Consider the following 19,193-nt stretch of genomic DNA (forward strand, 5'->3'; position numbering starts at 1 on the left):
TCCCCCTACGCCTGGCGGCGTGGGAGGTACCCCCACCCACGGCCGCCAGGCCGTAGGGGGAGATTGAGGCGCGGGGGCCCCGGGGGCGGAGCCCCCGAACTCCGCCCGAAGGGCGGTACGGGTCCGGGCGGAGCCCGGTTACGGGAAGGGGCGGGTGGGGGACAGACCCCCGGCAGCCGACTCCCTCACCCACCGCCCCAGGTCCTCCGGTGTGCGGGGGCCCGGGGCCGTCGGGGCGAGCAGGCCGTGGGACCTCAGCAGCTCCGCCACCGCCGTGCCCCACGGCCGACGAAGGCGCGCCGCCTCCAGCAGGGCCTCGTCCGCGAGCAGCTCCGCGACCGGGCCCGTGCGCAGACCCGTCGGCGCGAGCACGGCCGCGTCGTCCGCCCAGCGCAGCGCCAGGTCCACGTCATGGGTCGCCATGACCACCGTCGTACCGGCGGCGCCCAGAGTGCCCAGCACCTCCAGCAGCCTCTCCTGGCCGTGCGGATCGAGCCCCGCCGTCGGCTCGTCCAGGATGAGCACGCGCGGCCGCATCGCCACCGCGCCCGCGATCGCCGCCCGTTTGCGCTGTCCGTACGAGAGCAGGTGCGTCGGCCGGTCCCGCAGCGCCACGATGTCCATCGCCGCCAGCGCCTCGTCCACCCGGGCGCGTACCTGCTCCTCCGGCAGACCGAGGTTCATCGGGCCGAACGACACGTCCTGTTCGACCGACGCCGCGAACAACTGGTCGTCGGGATCCTGCACCACCAACTGCACGCTCGTCCGCAGCCGCGTCAGCCCGGCGCGGTCGTACGTCACCGGCTCCCCGTCCAGCCGCACGTGGCCCGTCACCGGGCGCAGTCCGCCGCTCAACAGCCGCAGCAGGGTGGTCTTTCCGCTGCCGTTGCGCCCCAGCAGCGCCGTGGCGCGGCCCTCGGCGAGCGCGAAGCCGACGCCGCTCAGCACGGCGGGCCCGTCCTCGTAGGCGAAACCGGCGTCGACGAGCTCAACGATCACAGGACGAACCTTTCCAGCAGATAGGTGAGCAGCACGATGCCGGCCAGCAGCACGGCCACGGCGGCGAGGAAGGGGCGCGAGACGGACGCCCGCGGCACGAGAACCCGCAACGTGCCGTCGTAGCCGCGTCCGGCGAGCCCCGCCTGCAGCCGACCCGCCCGGTCGAAGGCGCGGACGAACGCGGTCGCCCCCAGCCCCGCCAGCGAGCGCCACGCCGCAGCCCGGCTCGTGTGACCGAGACGGGCCGCCTGCGCCTGCCGGACACGGGACATCGCGTCCAGCAGCAGGAAACTGAGCCGGTACATCACCAGCGCGACGTCCACCACGGCAGGCGGCACGCCCGCTCGCACCAGCCGGGGCAGGACGTCGGACACCGGCGTGGTGAACGCGAACAGCAACACGCCGAGCGACGCCGCCGACGTCCGCAGCAGCAACGCGGCGGCGTGCTCGGGCCCGTCGGGCGCGAACGCCACCGGACCCGACGCGCCGCCCACGGCGAACAGCAGCGGCAGGGCGCCGGTGACACAGAACCCGAGGGGGATACGGAAGGCCCGCCACAGCTGCCGGGGCGCGACCCCGGCGGGGCCGAGCAGCACGGCGAGGGTGGCAGCCGCCACGAGAACGGCGCCGGGCCAGGGCGGCAGGCAGACGGCGGTCACCGTCAGCCCGAGCCCGAGCACGGCCTTCTCACAGGGATGGCGGCGGCGCCAGCGACTGCTGTGCGCCGCCGCGTCGATCGGCAGCACCGGCGGCTACGGCAGCTTCGCGGCGGGCGTGTCCCCGTCGTCGGCAGCGGCCCCGGTCGTCTCGCCGGCGGACCCGTCCGAGGGACCGCCGACGCGCGCGGCTGCCCGCTCCTCACCCTGCCTGCGCCCCCTGCGCAGGCCGAAGTAGTAGGCCAGCACCCCCGCGCCGATCGCGGCCTGGAGCGCGAACAGCGCCGACTCGATCTCGCCCGACGGCGGCTCGTACAGCGGGGAGAACCACGGCTCGTAGTCCGGTTCCAGCTCGGTGATCGCCGTCTCCGCCTCGCCGTCGGCACCGCTGAACGGCTGCTCCTTGTGGTCGCCGAGTCCCAGCACGAGCGGCAGGACGGCCAGCGCCGCCACGGCCAGCAACAGCAGCGTATTGATCCTCGCGTTACGGCTCATCGGACCACGGCCTCCTTCTTCGCACCCGGGACCAGCACACCGAGGCGCGCCAGGTCGCCCTTGCTGGACTGGCTCAGCAGCCGCATCACCAGCACGGTGAGCAGCCCCTCGCTGACCGCCAGGGGGATCTGCGTGACCGCGAAGATGCCTCCGAACTTGGCGAGGGCGCCCGCGAATCCGCTGCTCGGGTCGGGGAAGGCCAGCGCGAGCTGCACGCTGGTCACGCAGTATGTCGACAGGTCGGCCACGAACGCGCCGAAGAACACGGCCACCATCAGCGGCACGCCCGAGCGCCGCAGCAGGCGGTAGACCCCGTAACCGGCCCACGGGCCGACGATCGCCAGGGAGAACACGTTGGCGCCGAGCGTGGTGAGGCCGCCGTGCGCCAGCAACAAAGCCTGGAACAGCAGGGTGATCGTGCCGAGCACCGCCATGATCGGCGGCCGGAACAGGATCGCGCCGAGCCCCGTACCGGTCGGATGCGAGCAGCTGCCCGTCACCGACGGGATCTTCAGGGCGGACAGCACGAACGTGAAGGCACCGGAGGCGCCCAGCAGCAGAGTGGACTCGGGATGGGCCTTGACCTCGCGGGTCAGGGCGCGTACACCGTGGACGACGAACGGGGCGGACGCGACGCCCCAGGCGGCGGCGTGCAACGGGGGCAGATACCCCTCGGCTATATGCATGGTCGGGAGACCCTCTCCAGCACCTCGTGGATGGACAACGCGCCCTGGCCGGTCTCCTGGCTGACGGGTCATGCCGCCCGTGACTCCGCCTTCCCAGGCACCGCGGTCTCCCGCGGTGGCCCAGTGACTTCCCCTGAGGGGGTGGAGCCGGACTTCCCGATCACAGTGGCGAGGGCCGCACCGGTACTTCACCGGTTTCCCGAACACCAAGGCTCCGTGACAGTAGTGCGCCGACCAGCGACATCACAAGCCGCGCACGGGTGCATCGGCCCGCGGCCGGGTGAGCCGTTCACCACACCCGGCCGCACGAGCCTCTTCCGTCACTTCTTATTCCTTGCGGTAGCCGTACGCCTCCGATGCCGCGGCCTCCACCGCGTCCAGGTCGCCCCCGGCCGACGCGGTCACCACCGCCGCCACCGCGCCCTCGACGAACGGGGCATCCACCAGGCGGGTGCCGTCGGGCAGTTCGTCGCCCTCGGCGATGAGGGCCTTCACGGTCAGCACGGCGCTGCCCAGATCGACCAGCACGGCCACGCCCACGCCGCGGTCCACCTCCGCCGCCGCGGCCGAGACGAGCTCGGAGCTGGTGCCGAGCCCGCCGTCCGGCGTACCGCCCGCCGCGGCGACCGGAGCGAGCTCCCCGCCGCCCGCGAGCCCGCCGGCCAGCGCCGCGACCGAGCGCGCCACGTCCGCGCTGTGCGACACCAGCACGATCCCGACCCGCTTGGCGTCGTCGCTCATCAGGCCGCCTCCGCCGTCTCGGCGAGCGCGGCCACGAGCAGCGCCGACGACGTCGCCCCCGGGTCCTGGTGCCCGATGCTGCGCTCGCCGAGATAACTGGCCCTGCCCTTGCGCGCCTGCAACGGCACCGTCGCCAGCGCCCCCTGCTCGGCCGCCGCACGGGCCGCGGCGAACGAGTCCGTGCTGTCGCCGAGCGCCGCCACCGCGGGCTCCAGGGCGTCCAGCATCGTCTTGTCGCCCGCCTTCGCGCCCCCCAGCTGCGCCACGGCCGCGACACCCGCGCGCAGCGCCTCGGCCAGCTGCGCCGCGCTCACCTCGGCGTCGTCGCCGAGCGCCTTGCCGGTACGCCGCAGCAGCGTCCCGTACAGCGGCCCGGAGGCCCCGCCGACCGACGAGATCAACTGCCGCCCGGCGAGGACCAGTACGGCTCCGGGAGCCGCCGGCGGCTCCTTGTCCAGGGCCGCGACGACGGCCGCGAACCCGCGCTGGAGATTGCTGCCGTGATCGGCGTCGCCGATCGCGGAGTCCAGCTCGGTCAGACGGTCGGCCTCACGGTCCACGGCCGCGGCGGCGGTCGTCAGCCAGCGGCGGAAGAATGCGGCGTCGAGCACGAGAACTCCTCGGGTCGGGTGTTCGGTTCCAAAGGGGGCGGGGCCGGATGCTCAGCGTCCCCACCGCAGGGCGGGCGTCTGCACCGGCGCGTCCCACAGCCGCAGCAGCTCCTCGTCGACCTGGCACAGCGTCACCGAGCAGCCGGCCATGTCGAGCGAGGTCACGTAGTTGCCGACGAGCGTGCGGGCCACGGCGACATCGCGCTCGGTGAGCACCCGCTGCACCTCGGCGTTGAACCCGTACAGCTCCAGCAGGGGTGTGCCGCCCATCCCGTTGACGAGCGCGATCACCGGGCCGGTCGGGCGCAGGTCGTCGAGGACCGCGCCCACGGCGAAGTCCGCGATCTCCCGCGCCGTCATCATCGCGCGCCGCTCCCGGCCCGGCTCGCCGTGGATGCCGACGCCCAACTCCAGCTCGCCCGGCGGCAGATCGAAGGTGGGGCCGCCCTTGGCGGGAGTGCTGCAGGCGCTCAGCGCGACGCCGAAACTGCGGGAGGAGGCGTTCACCTGCCGGGCGAGGGCCTCGACCCGCTCCAGCGGGGCGCCCTCCTCGGCGGCCGCGCCCGCGATCTTCTCCACGAACAGAGTCGCACCCGTCCCGCGCCGGCCTGCCGTGTACAGGCTGTCCGTCACGGCGACGTCGTCGTCGACCAGCACGGTGGCGAGCCGCACGCCCTCGTCCTCGGCGAGCTCCGCGGCCATCTGGAAATTGAGTACGTCGCCGGTGTAGTTCTTCACGACGAACAGCACGCCCTCACCGCTCTCGACAGCGGCGGCGGCCCGCACCATCTGATCGGGCACGGGGCTGGTGAACACCTCACCCGGACAGGCCGCGTCCAGCATCCCCGGCCCGACGAACCCGCCGTGCAGCGGCTCGTGCCCCGAACCGCCTCCGGAGACGAGCGCCACCTTGCCGGCGACCGGCGCGTCCCGCCGGAGGATCACACGGTTGTCCACGTCGACATTGAGCTCGGGATACGCGGCGGCCATCCCGCGCAGCGCGTCCGCGACGACGGTCTCCGGGACGTTGATCAGCATTTTCATCGGTACCTCCTGGTGTCGCTGGCAGATGATGCCCCTGACCTGCGTTTCAGCAGGTCAGATGTGGTGTGGGCAGGTGTCGGTCTCGGCGGTCCATGTCGTCGGGAGCGGGCGGTGGCGGTACTGATGCCGACGCGATGCCGGTTGTGGTGACGGTTCGTCAGGTCTGGCCGTGTCGGAAGCGAGTCGGGTGGATTCCTGTTTCGGCAGTATCGACCTTGCGGCAGCGAAGGTCACGTTGGCCGGCACACGTTGGCCGTGACGTACGGGAGTCCGTGCCGCAGGGCGGCACGGACTCCCGGTAACGGCGACGACGCGCACGATCGTGCGCGTCGTCGCCGGTTGGTCGCTCGGTTCAGAAGGCGTGGGGGCCGAAGCGGCCCCAGGCGACGACGGCTGCCAGGACGAGCAGGATCACGTTCATGACGAGGGTCTGGTTCTCCTGCCGGCGGGCGTGCACGGTAATGGCGCCGATCATCAGCAGTATCAGCCCGGTGGCGGCCAGCGGGACGAGGACGGGGGCGACGTCCAGCAGGGCGGGAAGGATCAGGCCGATCGCGGCGAGGACCTCGGCGAGGCCGATCAGCTTGATCGCGCCGGGGGAGAACGGCTCGGCCCAGGCCATGTTGGGGCCGGCGGCCAGCTTTTCCTTCGGCTGCAACAGCTTCGCCGCGCCGGCGCCGACGAAGAGGACGGCCAGCGCGCCGGCGGTGATCCACAGAACGACGTTCATGTTTTTCCTGACTGCTCGGTGCGCGATGACGCGCTGCATGGGGTGGGCGTGATGGTGGGTCAGTGAGGGGTGTTATCGGGTGGTGGCGCGGACTCGGGCGAGCATGCGGCCGGAGTCGGGGCCGGCCAACGCGTCTGCGGGCACCACGGCGTGGGGGTGCGTGCCGAGCTGGTCGGCGGCCCGCCGGTACAGGTCGATGTAGGGCCCGAAGCGCCCGGGGGAACCGCCGATGATCGCGAGCATGAGGCGCAGGCCGTGCCGTGCGGTGCGCACGACCGACTGGGGGGAGCCGCCGACGCCGACCCAGGTGTCCAGGCGGCCGGATTCGGTCTTGGGGAACACCTCGGCGTTGTCCAGGGCCGCGCGGGTGGTGCCGCTCCAGGTGACCGGCTCCTCGTCCAGCAGCTTCACGAACAGCTCGAGCTTCTCCTCGAACAGCAGGTCGTAGTCGCTCAGGTCGTAGCCGAACAGCGGGAAGGACTCGGTGAACGAGCCTCGTCCCAAGATCGCCTGGGCGCGGCCGTGGGAGATCGCGTCCACCGTGGCGAAGCGCTGGAAGACGCGCACCGGTCGTCGGAGCTCAGCACGGTCACGCCGGAGGCGAGCGTGATGCGCGAGGTGCGGGCGGCGATGCCGGCCAGGACGGTCTCCGGGGTGGAGATCGAGTACTCCGGGCGGTGGTGCTCCCCGACGGCGATGACGTCGACGCCGAGCTCGTCGGCGAGCACGGCCTCTTCGACGAACTGCCGGATCGCGGCGGCATGGGAGACCGGCGCGCCGGAGTCGTCCGCCGGGATGTCGCCGAAGGTGTCCAGGCCCAGTACGAGATCTTCCATGGCACTCACCTTCGAGGTGATTGACGTGTCAACGTTTATTTTTCAACTATGGGCCCGATATGATTGACACGTCAAGTACGAGGGGATGTGGCCATGCCGGAACGGAAGCTGCCCACCCGCGAGGAGCTGCGCACCTGGCGGGAATTCATCGAGACCACCGAGGCGCTGCGCACGATGCTCGCCGCCCGTCTACAGGACGACACGGGTCTGTCCCCGGGCGACTACGCCGTCCTGCTCGCGCTGAGCGAGGCCGAGCAGGGTCGACTCCGCTCCTCCGAACTGGCCGTGGTGATCGGCTGGGAACGCAGCCGCCTGTCCCATCACTTGGGCCGCATGGAACGACGCGAGCTGATCCTCCGCGAGACAAGTGCCACCGACAGCCGCGGCGCGGACATCGTCCTGGCGCCCGCCGGGGCCACGGCGTTCAAAGCGGCCACGGTCCCGCACCTGCGCGCCGTCCGGGAGCTGTTCATCGACGCCTTGTCACCCGACCAGCTCGCCGCCGCGTGCGACATCGCCGCTGCCCTGCGCACCCACCTCGACCTGCGCCGCCCGAGCACCGAGTCGCCTACCGCCGACGCCGGATGACCGCTGATCATCCGATGGGCGCGCACCAGCCCATGGCGGGCAGTCGCCAGGTGCGTGGAAGATCGGGGGCGGTACGGCGCAGGACGGGGACGATCGCGCCGCCCATGAGGTGGCTGAGCCGCCAGTCCGACGGAGACCACCCCGACGAGCTGGTAGCCCAGTCGGGCGGCGCGGGCCGCTGCGTGCGAGCACCGGGAACAACAGAGGACCCCGGCCCGATGGGCGGGGGTCCTCCGAGGTGTGCGTGCGGTGATCGTCAGTGGCTGGCTGCGAGTTCGCCGCTGAGCTTGCCGTGGATCTGTGCGCTGGGGTCGTTCAGGCCCGTGATCTCGACTGTCTTGCCGCGCTGGGCGTACTTGGTCTCGATCGCGTCGAGGGCGGCGACAGATGAGGCGTCCCAGATGTGGGCGGCGGACAGGTCGATGACGACCTTGTCCGGGTCGGTTGCGTAGGCGAACTGGCCGACGAGGTCGTTGGACGAGGCGAAGAACAGCTCGCCGGTGACCCGGTAGACGACCGTCGTGCCGTCGGGGTCGGTCACGGCGGTGACCTCGGCGAGGTGCGCGACACGCTTCGCGAAGACGACCATGGCGGTGACGGAGCCGACGACGACACCGATCGCGAGGTTGTGCGTGGCCACGACGCAGGCGACGGTGATCACCATGACGGCGATCTCGCCGGCGGGCATCCGCCTGAGGGTCTTCGGGGCGATGGAGTGCCAGTCGAACGTCGCGAACGACACCATGACCATGACGGCGACCAGGGCGGCCATGGGGATGTCGGAGACGACCGGTCCGAAGACGATGCACAGCACCATCAGGAACGCGCCGGCGAGGAACGTGGACAGGCGGGTGCGGGCGCCGGAGACCTTCACGTTGATCATCGTCTGGCCGATCATCGCGCAGCCGCCCATACCGCCGAAGAAGCCGGTCACGATGTTCGCGATGCCCTGGCCGATCGACTCGCGGGTCTTGTTCGAGTGGGTGTCGGTGATGTCGTCGACGAGCTTGGCGGTCATCAGCGACTCCATCAGGCCGACGAGCGCCATCGCGAAGGCGTACGGGGCGATGGTGGTCAGCGTGTCCAGCGTGAACGGCACGTCGGGCAGGCCGGGCACCGGCAGGGACGACGGCAGGGCGCCCTTGTCGCCGACGGTCGGCACCGCGATCGCCGCGCCCACCGTGATGACGGTCAGGATGACGATGGAGACCAGCGGCGCCGGGACCACGGTGGTGAGCTTCGGGAAGAACACCATCAGCGCAAGCCCACCGACGATGAGCGGGTAGACGGCCCACGGCACGTTCCGCATCTCGGGGACCTGGGCCATGAAGATCAGAATCGCCAGGGAGTTGACGAAGCCGACCATCACCGAGCGGGGGATGAACCGCATCAGTTTCGCGACGCCCAGCGCGCCGAGGGCCACCTGGAAGACGCCGGCCAGGACGACTGCGGCGACCAGGTAGCCGAGGCCGTGGTCGCGGTTGAGCGGTGCGATGACGAGGGCGACGGCACCCGTCGCGGCGGAGATCATCGCCCGGCGTCCGCCGACGACGGAGATGACGACGGCCATGGTGAAGGACGCGAACAGGCCGATCGCGGGGTCGACTCCGGCGATGATCGAGAAGGAGATCGCCTCGGGGATGAGAGCGAGGGCAACCACCAGACCGGCCAGGATCTCGGTGCGCCAGACCTTCGGGTCACAGAGCCAGTCGGGGCGCAGGCCGCGCAGGCGCGCGGCCGGGGTGATGGCGGAGGAAGACAAGGAAGCAGGTACCTGTCGTACTCAGGCACACCCACGTCGGCAGGCCGGGGCGTGCGGGAGGACGCGGAAGGGCCGGGCGGCACCCCGCGGACGGCCCGCAAGGTCGGGCCGGAAGTCATGAGGAACGGAGCGGGGCCGGCGGAAAGGTCGGTCGGCGCTCTCGTCAGGGGCGAAGCGTCACGGCGGGCAGGCGGCGGCACTGGGCATCGTGGGCTCGCGCACGCTCTCTCCTGCGGGAATCGGAACTTCGGCGGGGGCATCATCGGCCCCGACACGGCTGAAGCGGGGCAGCGGCAGGCCGCCCTCGCCACCGGAAACTCTACCCTAACGTTAGAGTAGAGCTCGCTGAGGCCGTAGGGGCCGCGGCCACCAGGAACGAGAAGGCCAGAGGATCACGGCGTGGACGGCAAGCACATGCAGATCGGCGAGGTCGCCGCGCGGACCGAGCTGTCCCTCCGCACCATCCGCCACTACGACGAGACCGGGCTGGTCAGGCCGTCTGCCCGATCGCAGGGCGGCTTCCGTCTCTACACCGAGAACGACGTCGCCCGTCTCATGGTCATTCGCCGCATGAAGCCGCTCGGCTTCACCCTCGATCAGATGGGCGATCTGCTGGACGCCACCGACCGCCTCGACGCCGGAACGGGCCTCGACGGGGACGAGCGCGAGGCCCTTCTGGAGCGCGTGCGCGCGTACGAACAGGCCGCCGCCCAACAGGTCGAAAAACTCCGTGTCCAGCTCTCCCGTGCCGAGGACTTCGCCGCAACGCTCCGCGCCCGTCTGGAGCGGACCGCACCCGCCGCCCGAACCTGAACGGCGCGGAGGAGCCTTCGTGGGGGACTCCGCCCGTCCTAGGGCAGGGACGAGCGCCTCTCCGCCTCCTCCCTCACCGCTGCCAGGGACGTCGCGACAGTCGCCTCCCACCGTGGGGCGACCACGTCGCCCCACCACTGGCCGGGCCGCCACAGGTCCGTGGCGAGTTCGCCCTCGTACACCAGCTGCGTACCGGACCCGTGCTCGGTGAGCGTGAACGACTCGGTGACGGTCGGCACCGGGCCGCGCACCAGGCGGAAGTCGACCCGCTCGGGGCGGGTGAACCTCACCGTCTCCACCGTGGTCGCCGTCAGCCTTCCACCGGCGACCGGGGTGCGGTGGGCGGCGAGCACCATGTCGGAGCCCCGCTCCAGCACCCGCACCTTCGCCCGCATCGCCCGCGAGGCCCGGCCCAGATAGGGCTGGGCGATGACGTCGAACACCAGCTCTCGCGGCGCCGCGACGTCGATGATCTGCGGTCCCAGCAGCCGTGTGCGCCGCCCGGCTCCCACGTCCAGGGGCAGTGCCCCGGTCACCAGCCCCAGATACCCGGCGGCCACGCTCCCGCCCGTCACGGCCGCAGCCGCCAGAGCACCGAACCACACCATGCCCAGACCTCTCCACGCGTCCGTCGCTCGTCTCGTCCACGCTAGGCCCGGCATCCCCGCCGATCGGTGAGCGCGCTCACCGATCTCCGGTCGCGTCGGCCCCTACCCTGAGCGACACCACCACGTGGAGGACGGGGGAGCGTGGAATCCATATCCGAGACGGCCGACAGCCGCGCCGCCACGCGGCTGATGTGCGGGAAGGGCACGTCACCCCGGCAGCCGTCGTGCCCTTCCTCGGTCACGCCGCCCGCCGCTCCCCGTCGTCACCGGCTGCGCCACGCCGCGGCACCATGCCCGAGCGGTCCTGCCCCGTGCCGCTGCGGCCGGCCGCCGGCCTCCAGGCCGTCGTGGCGCTCCGGCACCTCGCCCGGCGCTGACCGCCTGCCGCGATCACCGTGCCGGTCCCCGCGGCACGCAGCGCGGCCTTGTTCAGTGACGGTGCATGCCGTCCCGGGCGCTGTCCGGACCCAGGACACCTTCTGTTTCCCGCCGGCAAACAATCTTGTTCCCAGCCGAAACACCGTGCACAGAGTCTTGACGCGCTGGAACTAAGCCGAGACTCTGTTTCGCATCAAGAGCATAGTTCCGCGATACGCAACGACGCGAGGTGGCGCGATCTCCCCGACGACCCGCTGCGCGACGACGGTTCACCGGCACACGCAGTGCCGGCCTCGCAGCAAAGGAGCCGCCCCGCGTTGTCCCCCTCGGAAGGTTTCGGAATTGAGTACTCCCCCCTCCGTCCGACTGAAATCCGCCCTTGAACGTACCGATCCGGCTGTCCTCTACATATCGGTCACCCTGTCCGCCCTCTTCGTCGTCTGGGGGGTGTTCTTCACCGACAACCTGGCATCCACCGCCGACGCCGTGCTGGCCAGGATCATCGACAACTTCGGCTGGCTGTTCGTGCTGACCAGCGCGGGCTTCGTCCTGCTCACGGCCGTGCTGGCGTTCAGCCGGTACGGCAACATCCGGCTCGGCAAGGACAGCGACCGCCCGGAGTTCAGCACCGCCTCCTGGATCGCGATGATGTTCAGCGCCGGCATGGGCATCGGCCTGATGTTCTACGGAGCCAGCGAGCCCATCATGCACATGTCCAGCCCGCCGCCGGGGACGGCGAAGGCCGGTACCGAGGACGCCGCGCGGGTCGCGCTGGAGTACTCCTACTTCCACTGGGCGATCCACCCCTGGGCGATGTACGCCGTCGCCGGTCTGGCGCTGGCGTACTTCGGATTCCGCAAGGGCGGCAACGGTCTGATCAGCTCCGCCTTCCGCCCCCTCCTGGGCGACCGGGTGGACGGACCGGCCGGAAAGGCCATCGACATCCTGGCGATCTTCGCCACCCTCTTCGGATCCGCCGTGTCCCTCGGACTCGGCGCGCTCCAGATCAACCGCGGTCTGGACGAGGTGTGGGGAATCGGCAGCTCCACCGAACTGGCCGTCACGCTGATCGCGGTGCTCACGGTGCTCTTCGTGATCTCCGCTGTCTCCGGTGTGCACCGGGGCATCCAGTGGCTGAGCAACACCAACATGGTTCTGGCGACCCTGCTGGCGCTGTTCGTCTTCGTCGTGGGCCCCACGGTGTTCATCCTGAAGAGTCAGACCGAGGCACTGGGCGGCTACCTGGCCTCCCTGCCCGAGATGAGCTTCAAGACCGGGGCGTTCGGGGACAGCGAATGGCTCTCCGGCTGGACGATCTTCTACTGGGCCTGGTGGATCTCCTGGACCCCGTTCGTCGGCACGTTCATCGCAAGGATCTCCCGCGGCCGCACCATCCGGCAGTTCGTCGTCGGCGTGCTCCTCGCCCCCAGCGTGGTCAGCGTCGTGTGGTTCGCCGTCCTGGGCGGCACGGCCCTCAACCAGGAGCTGGGCGGCGCCAAGCTCTCCGAGGCGGTGGCCGAGGGGGAGGAAGCGGGCCTGTTCGCCACACTGGAGAACCTGCCCTGGTTCACCGTCACCGCGGTTCTGGTGATCGTTCTGGTCGGGCTGTTCTTCGTCAGCGGCGCCGACGCGGCATCCGTGGTGCTGGGCATGCTGTCCAGCCGCGGCAGCATGGACCCCAGCCGTCCGGTGGTCGTCATGTGGGGAGCGCTGACCGGACTGGTCGCGGCCGTCCTGCTGCTGGCCGGCGGTCTGGAGGCGGTCAAACAGGTGGCCATCATCGCCGCCTTCCCGTTCATGCTCGTGATGATCGGCCTCTGTGCGTCACTGCTGAAGGCGCTGCGCGCTGAGCCTGTCGTCCAGGACACAGCCGTGGCCGTGGCCGGTGACGGCGGCGGCGATGCCGACGGCACGGTGACACCCGAGCCTGCGGACACTCCCGAGATCGAGGTGGCGCCGGCCGGACCCGGCGCCGGTTCCTAGACCGCCGGCGGGGTGTGCCTCCGGGCCCGGGCAAACAGGCGGCGCGCCGCAGCCGTGTTCCGCACCACGGCCCCTGGCAGACCCGCATGGCGGCTGACGCCGCACCCGCGCGCAGGGGGCAGCGCCGTCACGTGACCTTCGTGCCGGCCTGCCCCCGCGGACGAGGAGCGGCGTAGGTCCGGTTCGCCCAGGCCTGGAAGTGCGGGGCCCGGGCGACGAGTTCCCGGTAGGCCGCGGCCGCGTAGTGGTGGAGCGCCTCCGCCGTCACGTCGTCGACGCTGTCGCGCCGCCGGATCAGCAGGTGCCTGAGCCACAGCGGCGTACCGGCCAGCGGTTTGACCAGCACACCGTCGCAGGGCCTGTGGGTGGCCTGGATGGCGGAGACGCCGTGGCCGGCGGCGATCAGTACCTGCAACTGGTCGAGCGGGCCGAACTCGTGCACCGACGCCGGGGCGAATCCGGCTGCCCGGCACGCGTCGTAGAAGGCACCCGGCCAGCCCACACCGTCGTCGGGCGCGACGAACCAGGTGTCCTGAGCCAGTTCCTCCAGCGGCACCTCCACGCGGTGTGCCAGAGGATGATCCGCGGGCAGCGCCACGAACACCGGCGCCGTGACGATGGCGCGGTGCGCAAGGGCGGGGGAGTGGCGCAGCTCCAGCCCCGGGTAGTCGATGCCCAGCGCGGCGTCCAGCTCGCCGTTCTCCAGGAGCCTGACCAGTTCCCCGGTGGCGTACACGCTGCTCATCGACAGCGCCAGGTCCGGGAAGGCGGCGTGCATCGCGGCCACGACGCTCGGCAGGAGCGGGGTGTTCGTGGCGCCGAGCCGCAGCGGGCGCGTGGTGCCGGGCGGGGTGGCGGTCCGCCGCCGGCCGAGGGCGTCCGCGCGGGCGAGGACGTCACGGGCCCGGCTGACCACCTCGGCACCGTACGCGGTGAGCTCCACCCCCTTACTGCCCCTCGTGAACAGCCGCTCGCCCAGCAGGCTTTCGATGCGCCGGAGCTGGGTGCTCATCGCGGGCTGGGTGAAACCCAGAGCCGTGGCGGCCCGGCCCACGCTCCCGGCGTCCGCGATGGCGCACAGGGCCCGCAAATGGCGTAGCTCCAGCTCCACTTGCCCACACCTCGCCGACCTGGGGAACGGAAACGACCGGCCCCATTATGAGCGGCTCCCCGCGCATCCGGTACGGCGCGGACCGGGTCGCGAGCGGCCCGAGCGGTCCGAGGAGCGTCGGTGTTATGCCGGGGACGGGCGATCTCCTATCCCCCAACTCGTTGTGAGGGCAGGGCAGTCGTGGAAATCTCCCTGTGCGCCGTCGCCCGGTCCGGGGCGAGCGGCCGGGAGCCGCCCGGCCGGCGCGCAACCCCCCACCAGGAGTGTCGATGCGCAGAAGAATGCTTCCCCTGCTCGGCAAAGTATCCGGAATATGGGCCTCTGTCGCGGCACTGGCGATCATCGGGGCCCTCCCCGGTTCCGCGTCCGGGGCCGTCGGCCGGCCCGCTCCCGAACGGGCCGCCTCTCCTGGCCTGTCCGCCGCCACCACGGCCGACCCGGCCTGGACCGGGACCGGAGACGCACCGACGGACCGACAGCTCAGGCCGCTGACCCCGGGCGAGCTTCCCCCGCTGTCCGGCACGGGGTCCGGGAACGGCCCGGCCCCCGCCACCCGTACCGCCCCGGCCGCAGGCAGCGCCGCCGCCTGCTCGCCGGCGGACTTCGGCTCCCGCACCGGCCCGCAGCTCGTGACGCTCGTCAAGTCCTCGACCGACACCTGCCTGAACAGCCTGTTCAGCGTCGGCGCTGCCGACGCGCACAGCGTGTTCCGCGAGGCGCAGATGGTCACCGTCGCCGACGCCTTCCGCACCTCCGCGCTCAATTACGCCGGAACCAACGCCGACGGCACCTACCAGCTGGTCCTCTTCCTGCGCGCCGGCTACTACGTCCAGTACGGCCATCCCGACGAGGTCGGCGACTACGGAGCGCCGCTCAGGAGGGCGATACGCGGCGGCCTCGACGCGTTCACCGGAAACAGCCACTACCTCGACGTCACCGAGGAACACGGCCGTACGCTCAGCGAGTCGATCACCCTCATCGACAGCGCCGCCGAGGCGGGCCGCTACCTCGGGCCCCTCCAGCGGGTCCTCAACGGCTACAACAGCAGCTGGGACGCCTCCAGGAGCATGGTGTCGGCCGCAAACGCCGTGTACACGCCGCTGTTCCGGGGCCACCAGTTCCCCGAGTTCGTCACGGCGGTCGTCCGCGATCCGAGCATTCTGCACACCCTGCACCGGTTCGCCCTCGGCCACCTGGACCTCCTCGGCACCGACCGGGCGTACCTGACGAGCAACGCCGGAGCCGAACTCGCCCGTTTCCTCCGCGACGCCCCGCTCAAGGCCACGGTCCGCCCGCTGGTCAAAGGGGTGCTCGACGCCACGGCGATGACCGGCCCGACCGCCCGGCTGTGGCTGGCCACGGCCAACCTCGCCGACTACTACGACGCCGCCCAGTGTGCCTACTACGACATCTGCGGCTTCAAGGACGAGCTCGACAAGATCGCCCTGCCCATCACCCACGCGTGCGACGCCGCCCACACCATCCGCGCCCAGGAGCTGACCGCCGCCCAACTGTCCGAGTCGTGCCGCAGTCTGCAGAACCAGGACGCCTACTTCCACGACATCGTCGCCGACAACGGCCCCGTGGCCGACGACCACAACACCACCATCCAGGTCGTCGCCTACAACAGCCGCGCGGACTACCAGATGTACGCGGGCATCATGTTCGGCATCGACACCGACAACGGCGGCATGTACCTCGAGGGCGACCCCTCCCGTCCCGGAAACCAGGCCGCCTTCGTCGCCTACGAACAGGGCGGCCAGATCTGGAACCTCAACCACGAGTACACCCACTACCTCGACGGCCGCTACAACACCCACGGCGACTTCGCCGACTCCGTGTCCGTGCCCACCGTCTGGTGGATCGAAGGCTTCGCCGAGTACGTCTCCTACAGCTACCGCGGCATCGACTACACCGCCGCGATCACGGAAGCCGGCAAGCACACCTACGACTTGAGCACCCTCTTCCGCACCACCTACGAGAACAGCAACCTCGCCAGGACCTACCAGTGGGGCTACCTGGCGGTCCGCTACATGCTGGAGAAGCACCGTCCCGACGTGCTGAACATCCTGGCCAGATTCCGCACCGGCGACTACAACGGCGCCTACGCCCTCTACGCCGACGGCATCGGCACCCGCTACGACGCGGACTTCGACGCCTGGCTCACCGCCTGCGCCGCCGGCGCCTGCCAGGGCGGCCCCGCCGCGACGCAGTGCACCGGCGCCGACACCCGGCTGCTGGGCCGCAACTGCTCACGCACCGGCCGCTCGGCGCCGGCATCCGGCACGGACCACCTCTACCTGTGGATGCCGGCCGGCACCAGCACCCTGACCGTCACCACCAAAGGCGGCACGGGCAACCCCGACCTGTACTACAACACCGGCACCTGGGCCTCACCCAGCGCCTACAGCGCCCGCTCCACCGGCACCGGCACCACCGAACGCCTGACGGTCACCAACACCAACGCCGGCTACCGCTACATCGGCCTGTACGGGGCCACGGCCTTCAGCGGCGTGACAGTGACCACCTCCTACTAGACCGCGGCGGGCCCTGGTCACTGCTCGCAGGGCGGGAGTGTCAGTTTCGAGTACATCGGCCAGCAGTGCTCCGGCTTCGGGTTCTTCCGCCGACAGCAGCCGCCCCAGCGCCTCCCCGACGGTTACCGCGGTGCCGAAGCGGGCGAACACCTGGGCCAGTTCGCGAAGGAGCCCGGCCGGACACGGGGAGCAGTCACGGCGACGGTGGCCGTGCCGGATCCGCCGGGGACCATCCCCCCACGCGCGGGGATGGTCCCAGGGGAAAGGACGGTCGGCCGCTCCCTGACCGGGCCTGGGCGCGGAGAGCCGCCCGGCCCGGACCGGGCGGATCGCCACGTTCTTCGTTCCGTGCCGCCGCGTCATCGGTGGAGGCGTACTTGAGGCTGTGGCGGACCATGTGGACCACGCGCAGCTGGATGTCGGCCAGCGGCCAGATGTTCTGGATCGAGTCGGGCAGGCCCTTCAGCCCGTCGCAGCAGGCGATCAGCACGTCCTGCACGCCGCGGTTCTTCAGCTCAGCCAGCCAGGTCATCCAGGTCTTGGCGCCCTCGCCGCCGGAGCCGACCCACATGCCCAGGACGTCGCGTTCGCCCTCCAGGTTGATGCCGACGGCGACGTAGACCGGCCGGTTGGCAACCGCCCCGTCCCGGATCTTGATGTAGATGGCGTCGATCATCACGACCGCATACGTGCGGTCCAGTGGCCGGTTGCGCCAGGCATCCAGCTCGGTGCTGACCTTGTCGGTGGCCCGTGAGATCAGATCGCGGGAGACCTCCACGTCGTAGATCTCTGCCAGATGGGCCTGGATCTCCCCGGTCGTCAGCCCCTTCGCGTACAGCGACAGGATCGCCGCATCGAAGCCCTTGATCCGGCGCGAGTGCCGCGGCACCACCTGCGGGCTGAAAGAGCCGGCCCGGTCCCTGGGCACATCCAGCTCCACGGGACCGACGTCCGTCAGCACCGTCTTCTTCGAGGTGCCGTTGCGTGAATTGCCCGACCCCGCACCGGCTTTGCCGCCCTTCTCGTAGCCCAGGTGCTCGGTGAGCTCCGCCTCCAAAGCGCCCTCCAGGACCAGCTTGACCAGCCCGGACAGCAGACCACCCTCCCCGACCAGATTCACCCCCTCGCTGCGGGCCCGTTCGATCAACTGCTCGGCCAGATCCCGGTCCAGCTGCGCCGCACGTGCCAACTCCGCACCCGTTCTCACGCTGTTCGCTACGCTTCGCGCGGGCGCTCGTCCTTGATCGCCATGGTGGATCCTTCCCGGCAGAGGCCACGCCTCATGCCAGACGGGTCACACCAGGGCATACACAAAATTCAGGACAGTCCCGAACGCGGTGACCATGTAGAGATTGCCGATGACCTTGTGATCCGTGGTCGTCAGCCAGCCCATGAGCCTGACCCCGGCACTGATGCGCCTGTTGGGCGCCTGCTCGGTCGGCACGGTCTCCTGCTGGTCCTGCGCCATCGGTTCTCCGTCCCGTGCCTGGTGACTCGATGGTGGAGCCTTCCACCACGCACGGGCCGTACGACTGGCGCTGACGCCCCGAATTTCACCAGTTCACCGGCACTCCGATCGGGTGCCCCCAGCGTCCCGTTGCGTCCCGGATGCCCGGGCCGTGAGCGGGACGTCGTCACCATAGGCGCGAGGGGCGCCGAGTACCGGCGCGGCTGTGCAGGTGGGAAGGCACGAGCGTCACGACTGATTGCCCCGCCGAGGACGGAACCCTCGGGGGCATCGGCGGTTCAGCGCCGGTGCCCACGGCTGCGCGGATCAGAGGGATTTCGCCGGCTCCTCATGCAGGGCAGGAGCACCAAGATCCACAGCTCTGCGGCTGATCGCTCGCCGGTCCGCAGGATCGGGGTGCCCTTGCGGTTGAAGGAGGTGTTCAGCAGCAGCGGCAGTCCGGTGCGGTCGCGGAACTGCTCAAGGAGTTCGCGCAGGCCCTGATGGTCGGCGGCGACGGTCTGGACGCGGGCGGTGCCGTCGTGGTGGGTGACGGCGGCGATGCGGTCGGCTCGGCATCGGCGGACGTGGGCGACACGGTTCATGGAGGGGTCGCCGGCCGACATGAACCATTCCGTGGCGTGCTCGGCGAGGACGGCCGGCGCGAAGGGGCGGTACGGGGCTCGCTTCTTGATCGCGTTGAGCCGGTCCCGCGTGGCGGCGTGGCGGCGTGGCCGGGGTGGGCGAGGATCGAGGGCTCGCGGCCCGACACCCAGCCGACGATGTGGTGCTCCGCGAGCAGCGCGGCCACCGTGGGCGCCAGACCCGGCCCGAGGCCGGGCAGGGCACGGTATCCGTGCGGCACCGCCGTCGCCGGCAGCGAGCCGGGGTGCGGCCCCCAGGCTGCGTCGGTCGGCACTGGGATCTCCGTTGCCCCTCGACCAGCTTGTCATTGGGCAGTACGGCGGGGAGCACGTTCCCTCCGCCGGCGGTGGAGGATGATCAGGTCTGCAGCGGAGAACAAGGCGAGTGCGGCACACAGTCCTGCCAGACCCGCGAGTTGTGAGGACGTCGGAGTACTGCCCTGCCCTGAGCGCGTTGACCATATGGCGAACAGCACCGCTGCGGCGACGAAGAGTGGCGTGAAGCAGGCAGACAGCAACAGCCG

Annotated in this window: 18 protein-coding genes, 1 pseudogene and 1 riboswitch; of the genes and pseudogenes, 4 read left to right on the forward strand and 15 right to left on the reverse strand. The window is 71.0% G+C overall.

Annotated elements, in window-relative coordinates:
• Nucleotides 1-138: 138 nt before the first annotated feature.
• The 9 genes and pseudogenes from ACF08N_RS35030 to ACF08N_RS35070 form a co-directional block, all read right to left on the reverse strand.
• Nucleotides 139-999, reverse strand: a complete 861-nt coding sequence (locus ACF08N_RS35030; RefSeq protein WP_392328783.1) for an energy-coupling factor ABC transporter ATP-binding protein — start codon at nucleotides 997-999, stop codon at nucleotides 139-141.
• Nucleotides 996-1,745 (reverse strand): cobalt ECF transporter T component CbiQ, encoded by a 750-nt coding sequence (gene cbiQ, locus ACF08N_RS35035; protein WP_392328784.1) that lies wholly within the window; start codon nucleotides 1,743-1,745, stop codon nucleotides 996-998. The genes ACF08N_RS35030 and cbiQ overlap by 4 nt, the downstream gene beginning before the upstream one ends.
• 6 nt (nucleotides 1,746-1,751) lie before the next feature.
• On the reverse strand, nucleotides 1,752-2,150 hold the full coding sequence (locus ACF08N_RS35040; RefSeq protein WP_392328785.1) for an energy-coupling factor ABC transporter substrate-binding protein: 399 nt from the start codon (nucleotides 2,148-2,150) through the stop codon (nucleotides 1,752-1,754).
• Complete coding sequence (locus ACF08N_RS35045; RefSeq protein ID WP_392328786.1) at nucleotides 2,147-2,836, reverse strand: energy-coupling factor ABC transporter permease; 690 nt, start codon at nucleotides 2,834-2,836, stop codon at nucleotides 2,147-2,149. Before ACF08N_RS35045 ends, ACF08N_RS35040 begins: the two co-directional genes overlap by 4 nt.
• A 28-nt stretch (nucleotides 2,837-2,864) precedes the next feature.
• Nucleotides 2,865-3,062, reverse strand: a riboswitch (cobalamin riboswitch).
• Between the two features lie 101 nt (nucleotides 3,063-3,163).
• Entirely contained in the window at nucleotides 3,164-3,577 is a 414-nt protein-coding gene (locus ACF08N_RS35050) for a PTS-dependent dihydroxyacetone kinase phosphotransferase subunit DhaM (protein ID WP_392328787.1), read from the reverse strand.
• The gene (dhaL, locus tag ACF08N_RS35055) at nucleotides 3,577-4,188 is read right to left on the reverse strand and encodes a dihydroxyacetone kinase subunit DhaL (protein WP_392328788.1); all 612 of its coding nucleotides are present in this window, start codon (nucleotides 4,186-4,188) and stop codon (nucleotides 3,577-3,579) included. The genes ACF08N_RS35050 and dhaL overlap by 1 nt, the downstream gene beginning before the upstream one ends.
• Before the next feature lie 51 nt (nucleotides 4,189-4,239).
• Complete coding sequence (gene dhaK, locus ACF08N_RS35060) at nucleotides 4,240-5,232, reverse strand: dihydroxyacetone kinase subunit DhaK (protein WP_392328789.1); 993 nt, start codon at nucleotides 5,230-5,232, stop codon at nucleotides 4,240-4,242.
• A 352-nt stretch (nucleotides 5,233-5,584) separates the two neighbouring features.
• A complete protein-coding gene (locus ACF08N_RS35065; protein WP_392328790.1) occupies nucleotides 5,585-5,962 on the reverse strand; it encodes a DoxX family protein in 378 nt (125 codons plus the stop codon).
• A gap of 144 nt (nucleotides 5,963-6,106) precedes the next feature.
• Nucleotides 6,107-6,798, reverse strand: a pseudogene (locus ACF08N_RS35070) (LLM class flavin-dependent oxidoreductase); the annotation flags it as partial.
• 93 nt (nucleotides 6,799-6,891) lie between these two features.
• Between ACF08N_RS35070 and ACF08N_RS35075 the strand changes: the two are divergent.
• Nucleotides 6,892-7,386, forward strand: a complete 495-nt coding sequence (locus ACF08N_RS35075) for a MarR family winged helix-turn-helix transcriptional regulator (RefSeq protein WP_392328791.1) — start codon at nucleotides 6,892-6,894, stop codon at nucleotides 7,384-7,386.
• Nucleotides 7,387-7,642: 256 nt separating this feature from the next.
• Here the strand turns inward: ACF08N_RS35075 and ACF08N_RS35080 are convergent, their stop codons facing one another.
• Nucleotides 7,643-9,133 carry a SulP family inorganic anion transporter gene (locus ACF08N_RS35080; RefSeq protein ID WP_392328823.1) on the reverse strand — a complete coding sequence of 497 codons (1,491 nt, stop codon included), beginning with the start codon at nucleotides 9,131-9,133 and terminating at the stop codon, nucleotides 7,643-7,645.
• A gap of 414 nt (nucleotides 9,134-9,547) precedes the next feature.
• Between ACF08N_RS35080 and ACF08N_RS35085 the strand changes: the two genes are divergently transcribed.
• Nucleotides 9,548-9,961, forward strand: a complete 414-nt coding sequence (locus tag ACF08N_RS35085) for a MerR family transcriptional regulator (protein ID WP_392328792.1) — start codon at nucleotides 9,548-9,550, stop codon at nucleotides 9,959-9,961.
• A gap of 38 nt (nucleotides 9,962-9,999) precedes the next feature.
• Here the strand turns inward: ACF08N_RS35085 and ACF08N_RS35090 are convergent, their stop codons facing one another.
• On the reverse strand, nucleotides 10,000-10,569 hold the full coding sequence (locus tag ACF08N_RS35090) for an SRPBCC family protein (protein WP_392328793.1): 570 nt from the start codon (nucleotides 10,567-10,569) through the stop codon (nucleotides 10,000-10,002).
• 720 nt (nucleotides 10,570-11,289) lie between these two features.
• On the opposite strand from ACF08N_RS35090, the gene ACF08N_RS35095 reads away from it, so the two are divergent.
• On the forward strand, nucleotides 11,290-12,930 hold the full coding sequence (locus ACF08N_RS35095; RefSeq protein WP_392328794.1) for a BCCT family transporter: 1,641 nt from the start codon (nucleotides 11,290-11,292) through the stop codon (nucleotides 12,928-12,930).
• Between the two features lie 127 nt (nucleotides 12,931-13,057).
• On the opposite strand, the gene ACF08N_RS35100 is transcribed toward ACF08N_RS35095, so the two are convergent.
• Nucleotides 13,058-14,041 (reverse strand): LysR family transcriptional regulator, encoded by a 984-nt coding sequence (locus tag ACF08N_RS35100; RefSeq protein WP_392328795.1) that lies wholly within the window; start codon nucleotides 14,039-14,041, stop codon nucleotides 13,058-13,060.
• A 269-nt stretch (nucleotides 14,042-14,310) separates the two neighbouring features.
• Here ACF08N_RS35100 and ACF08N_RS35105 point away from each other — a divergent pair, with 269 nt between their 5' ends.
• Complete coding sequence (locus ACF08N_RS35105; protein ID WP_392328796.1) at nucleotides 14,311-16,578, forward strand: M9 family metallopeptidase; 2,268 nt, start codon at nucleotides 14,311-14,313, stop codon at nucleotides 16,576-16,578.
• Between the two features lie 193 nt (nucleotides 16,579-16,771).
• On the opposite strand, the gene ACF08N_RS35110 is transcribed toward ACF08N_RS35105, so the two are convergent.
• The 3 genes from ACF08N_RS35110 to ACF08N_RS35120 all read right to left on the reverse strand — a co-directional run bounded on the left by ACF08N_RS35110 (nucleotide 16,772) and on the right by ACF08N_RS35120 (nucleotide 19,131).
• Nucleotides 16,772-17,767: an IS256 family transposase gene (locus tag ACF08N_RS35110; protein ID WP_392328797.1), complete on the reverse strand. Its 996-nt coding sequence runs from the start codon at nucleotides 17,765-17,767 to the stop codon at nucleotides 16,772-16,774.
• A 105-nt stretch (nucleotides 17,768-17,872) separates the two neighbouring features.
• Nucleotides 17,873-18,046 (reverse strand): hypothetical protein, encoded by a 174-nt coding sequence (locus tag ACF08N_RS35115; RefSeq protein ID WP_392328798.1) that lies wholly within the window; start codon nucleotides 18,044-18,046, stop codon nucleotides 17,873-17,875.
• 278 nt (nucleotides 18,047-18,324) lie between these two features.
• Complete coding sequence (locus ACF08N_RS35120) at nucleotides 18,325-19,131, reverse strand: carbamoyltransferase C-terminal domain-containing protein (protein WP_392328799.1); 807 nt, start codon at nucleotides 19,129-19,131, stop codon at nucleotides 18,325-18,327.
• Nucleotides 19,132-19,193: the final 62 nt, after the last annotated feature.

The organism is Streptomyces sp. NPDC015127 (assembly GCF_043080095.1).
Taxonomy (GTDB): Bacteria; Actinomycetota; Actinomycetes; order Streptomycetales; family Streptomycetaceae; genus Streptomyces.

Coding starts and splice junctions, on each gene's coding strand:
- ACF08N_RS35040 (WP_392328785.1), bottom strand. CDS start 2,150: ATGAGCCGTAACGCGAGGATCAATACGCTGCTGTTGCTGGCCGTGGCG.
- ACF08N_RS35045 (WP_392328786.1), bottom strand. CDS start 2,836: ATGCATATAGCCGAGGGGTATCTGCCCCCGTTGCACGCCGCCGCCTGG.
- ACF08N_RS35050 (WP_392328787.1), bottom strand. CDS start 3,577: ATGAGCGACGACGCCAAGCGGGTCGGGATCGTGCTGGTGTCGCACAGC.
- dhaK (WP_392328789.1), bottom strand. CDS start 5,232: ATGAAAATGCTGATCAACGTCCCGGAGACCGTCGTCGCGGACGCGCTG.
- ACF08N_RS35065 (WP_392328790.1), bottom strand. CDS start 5,962: ATGAACGTCGTTCTGTGGATCACCGCCGGCGCGCTGGCCGTCCTCTTC.
- ACF08N_RS35075 (WP_392328791.1), top strand. CDS start 6,892: ATGCCGGAACGGAAGCTGCCCACCCGCGAGGAGCTGCGCACCTGGCGG.
- ACF08N_RS35090 (WP_392328793.1), bottom strand. CDS start 10,569: ATGGTGTGGTTCGGTGCTCTGGCGGCTGCGGCCGTGACGGGCGGGAGC.
- ACF08N_RS35105 (WP_392328796.1), top strand. CDS start 14,311: ATGCGCAGAAGAATGCTTCCCCTGCTCGGCAAAGTATCCGGAATATGG.
- ACF08N_RS35115 (WP_392328798.1), bottom strand. CDS start 18,046: ATGGCGCAGGACCAGCAGGAGACCGTGCCGACCGAGCAGGCGCCCAAC.
- ACF08N_RS35120 (WP_392328799.1), bottom strand. CDS start 19,131: ATGGTCAACGCGCTCAGGGCAGGGCAGTACTCCGACGTCCTCACAACT.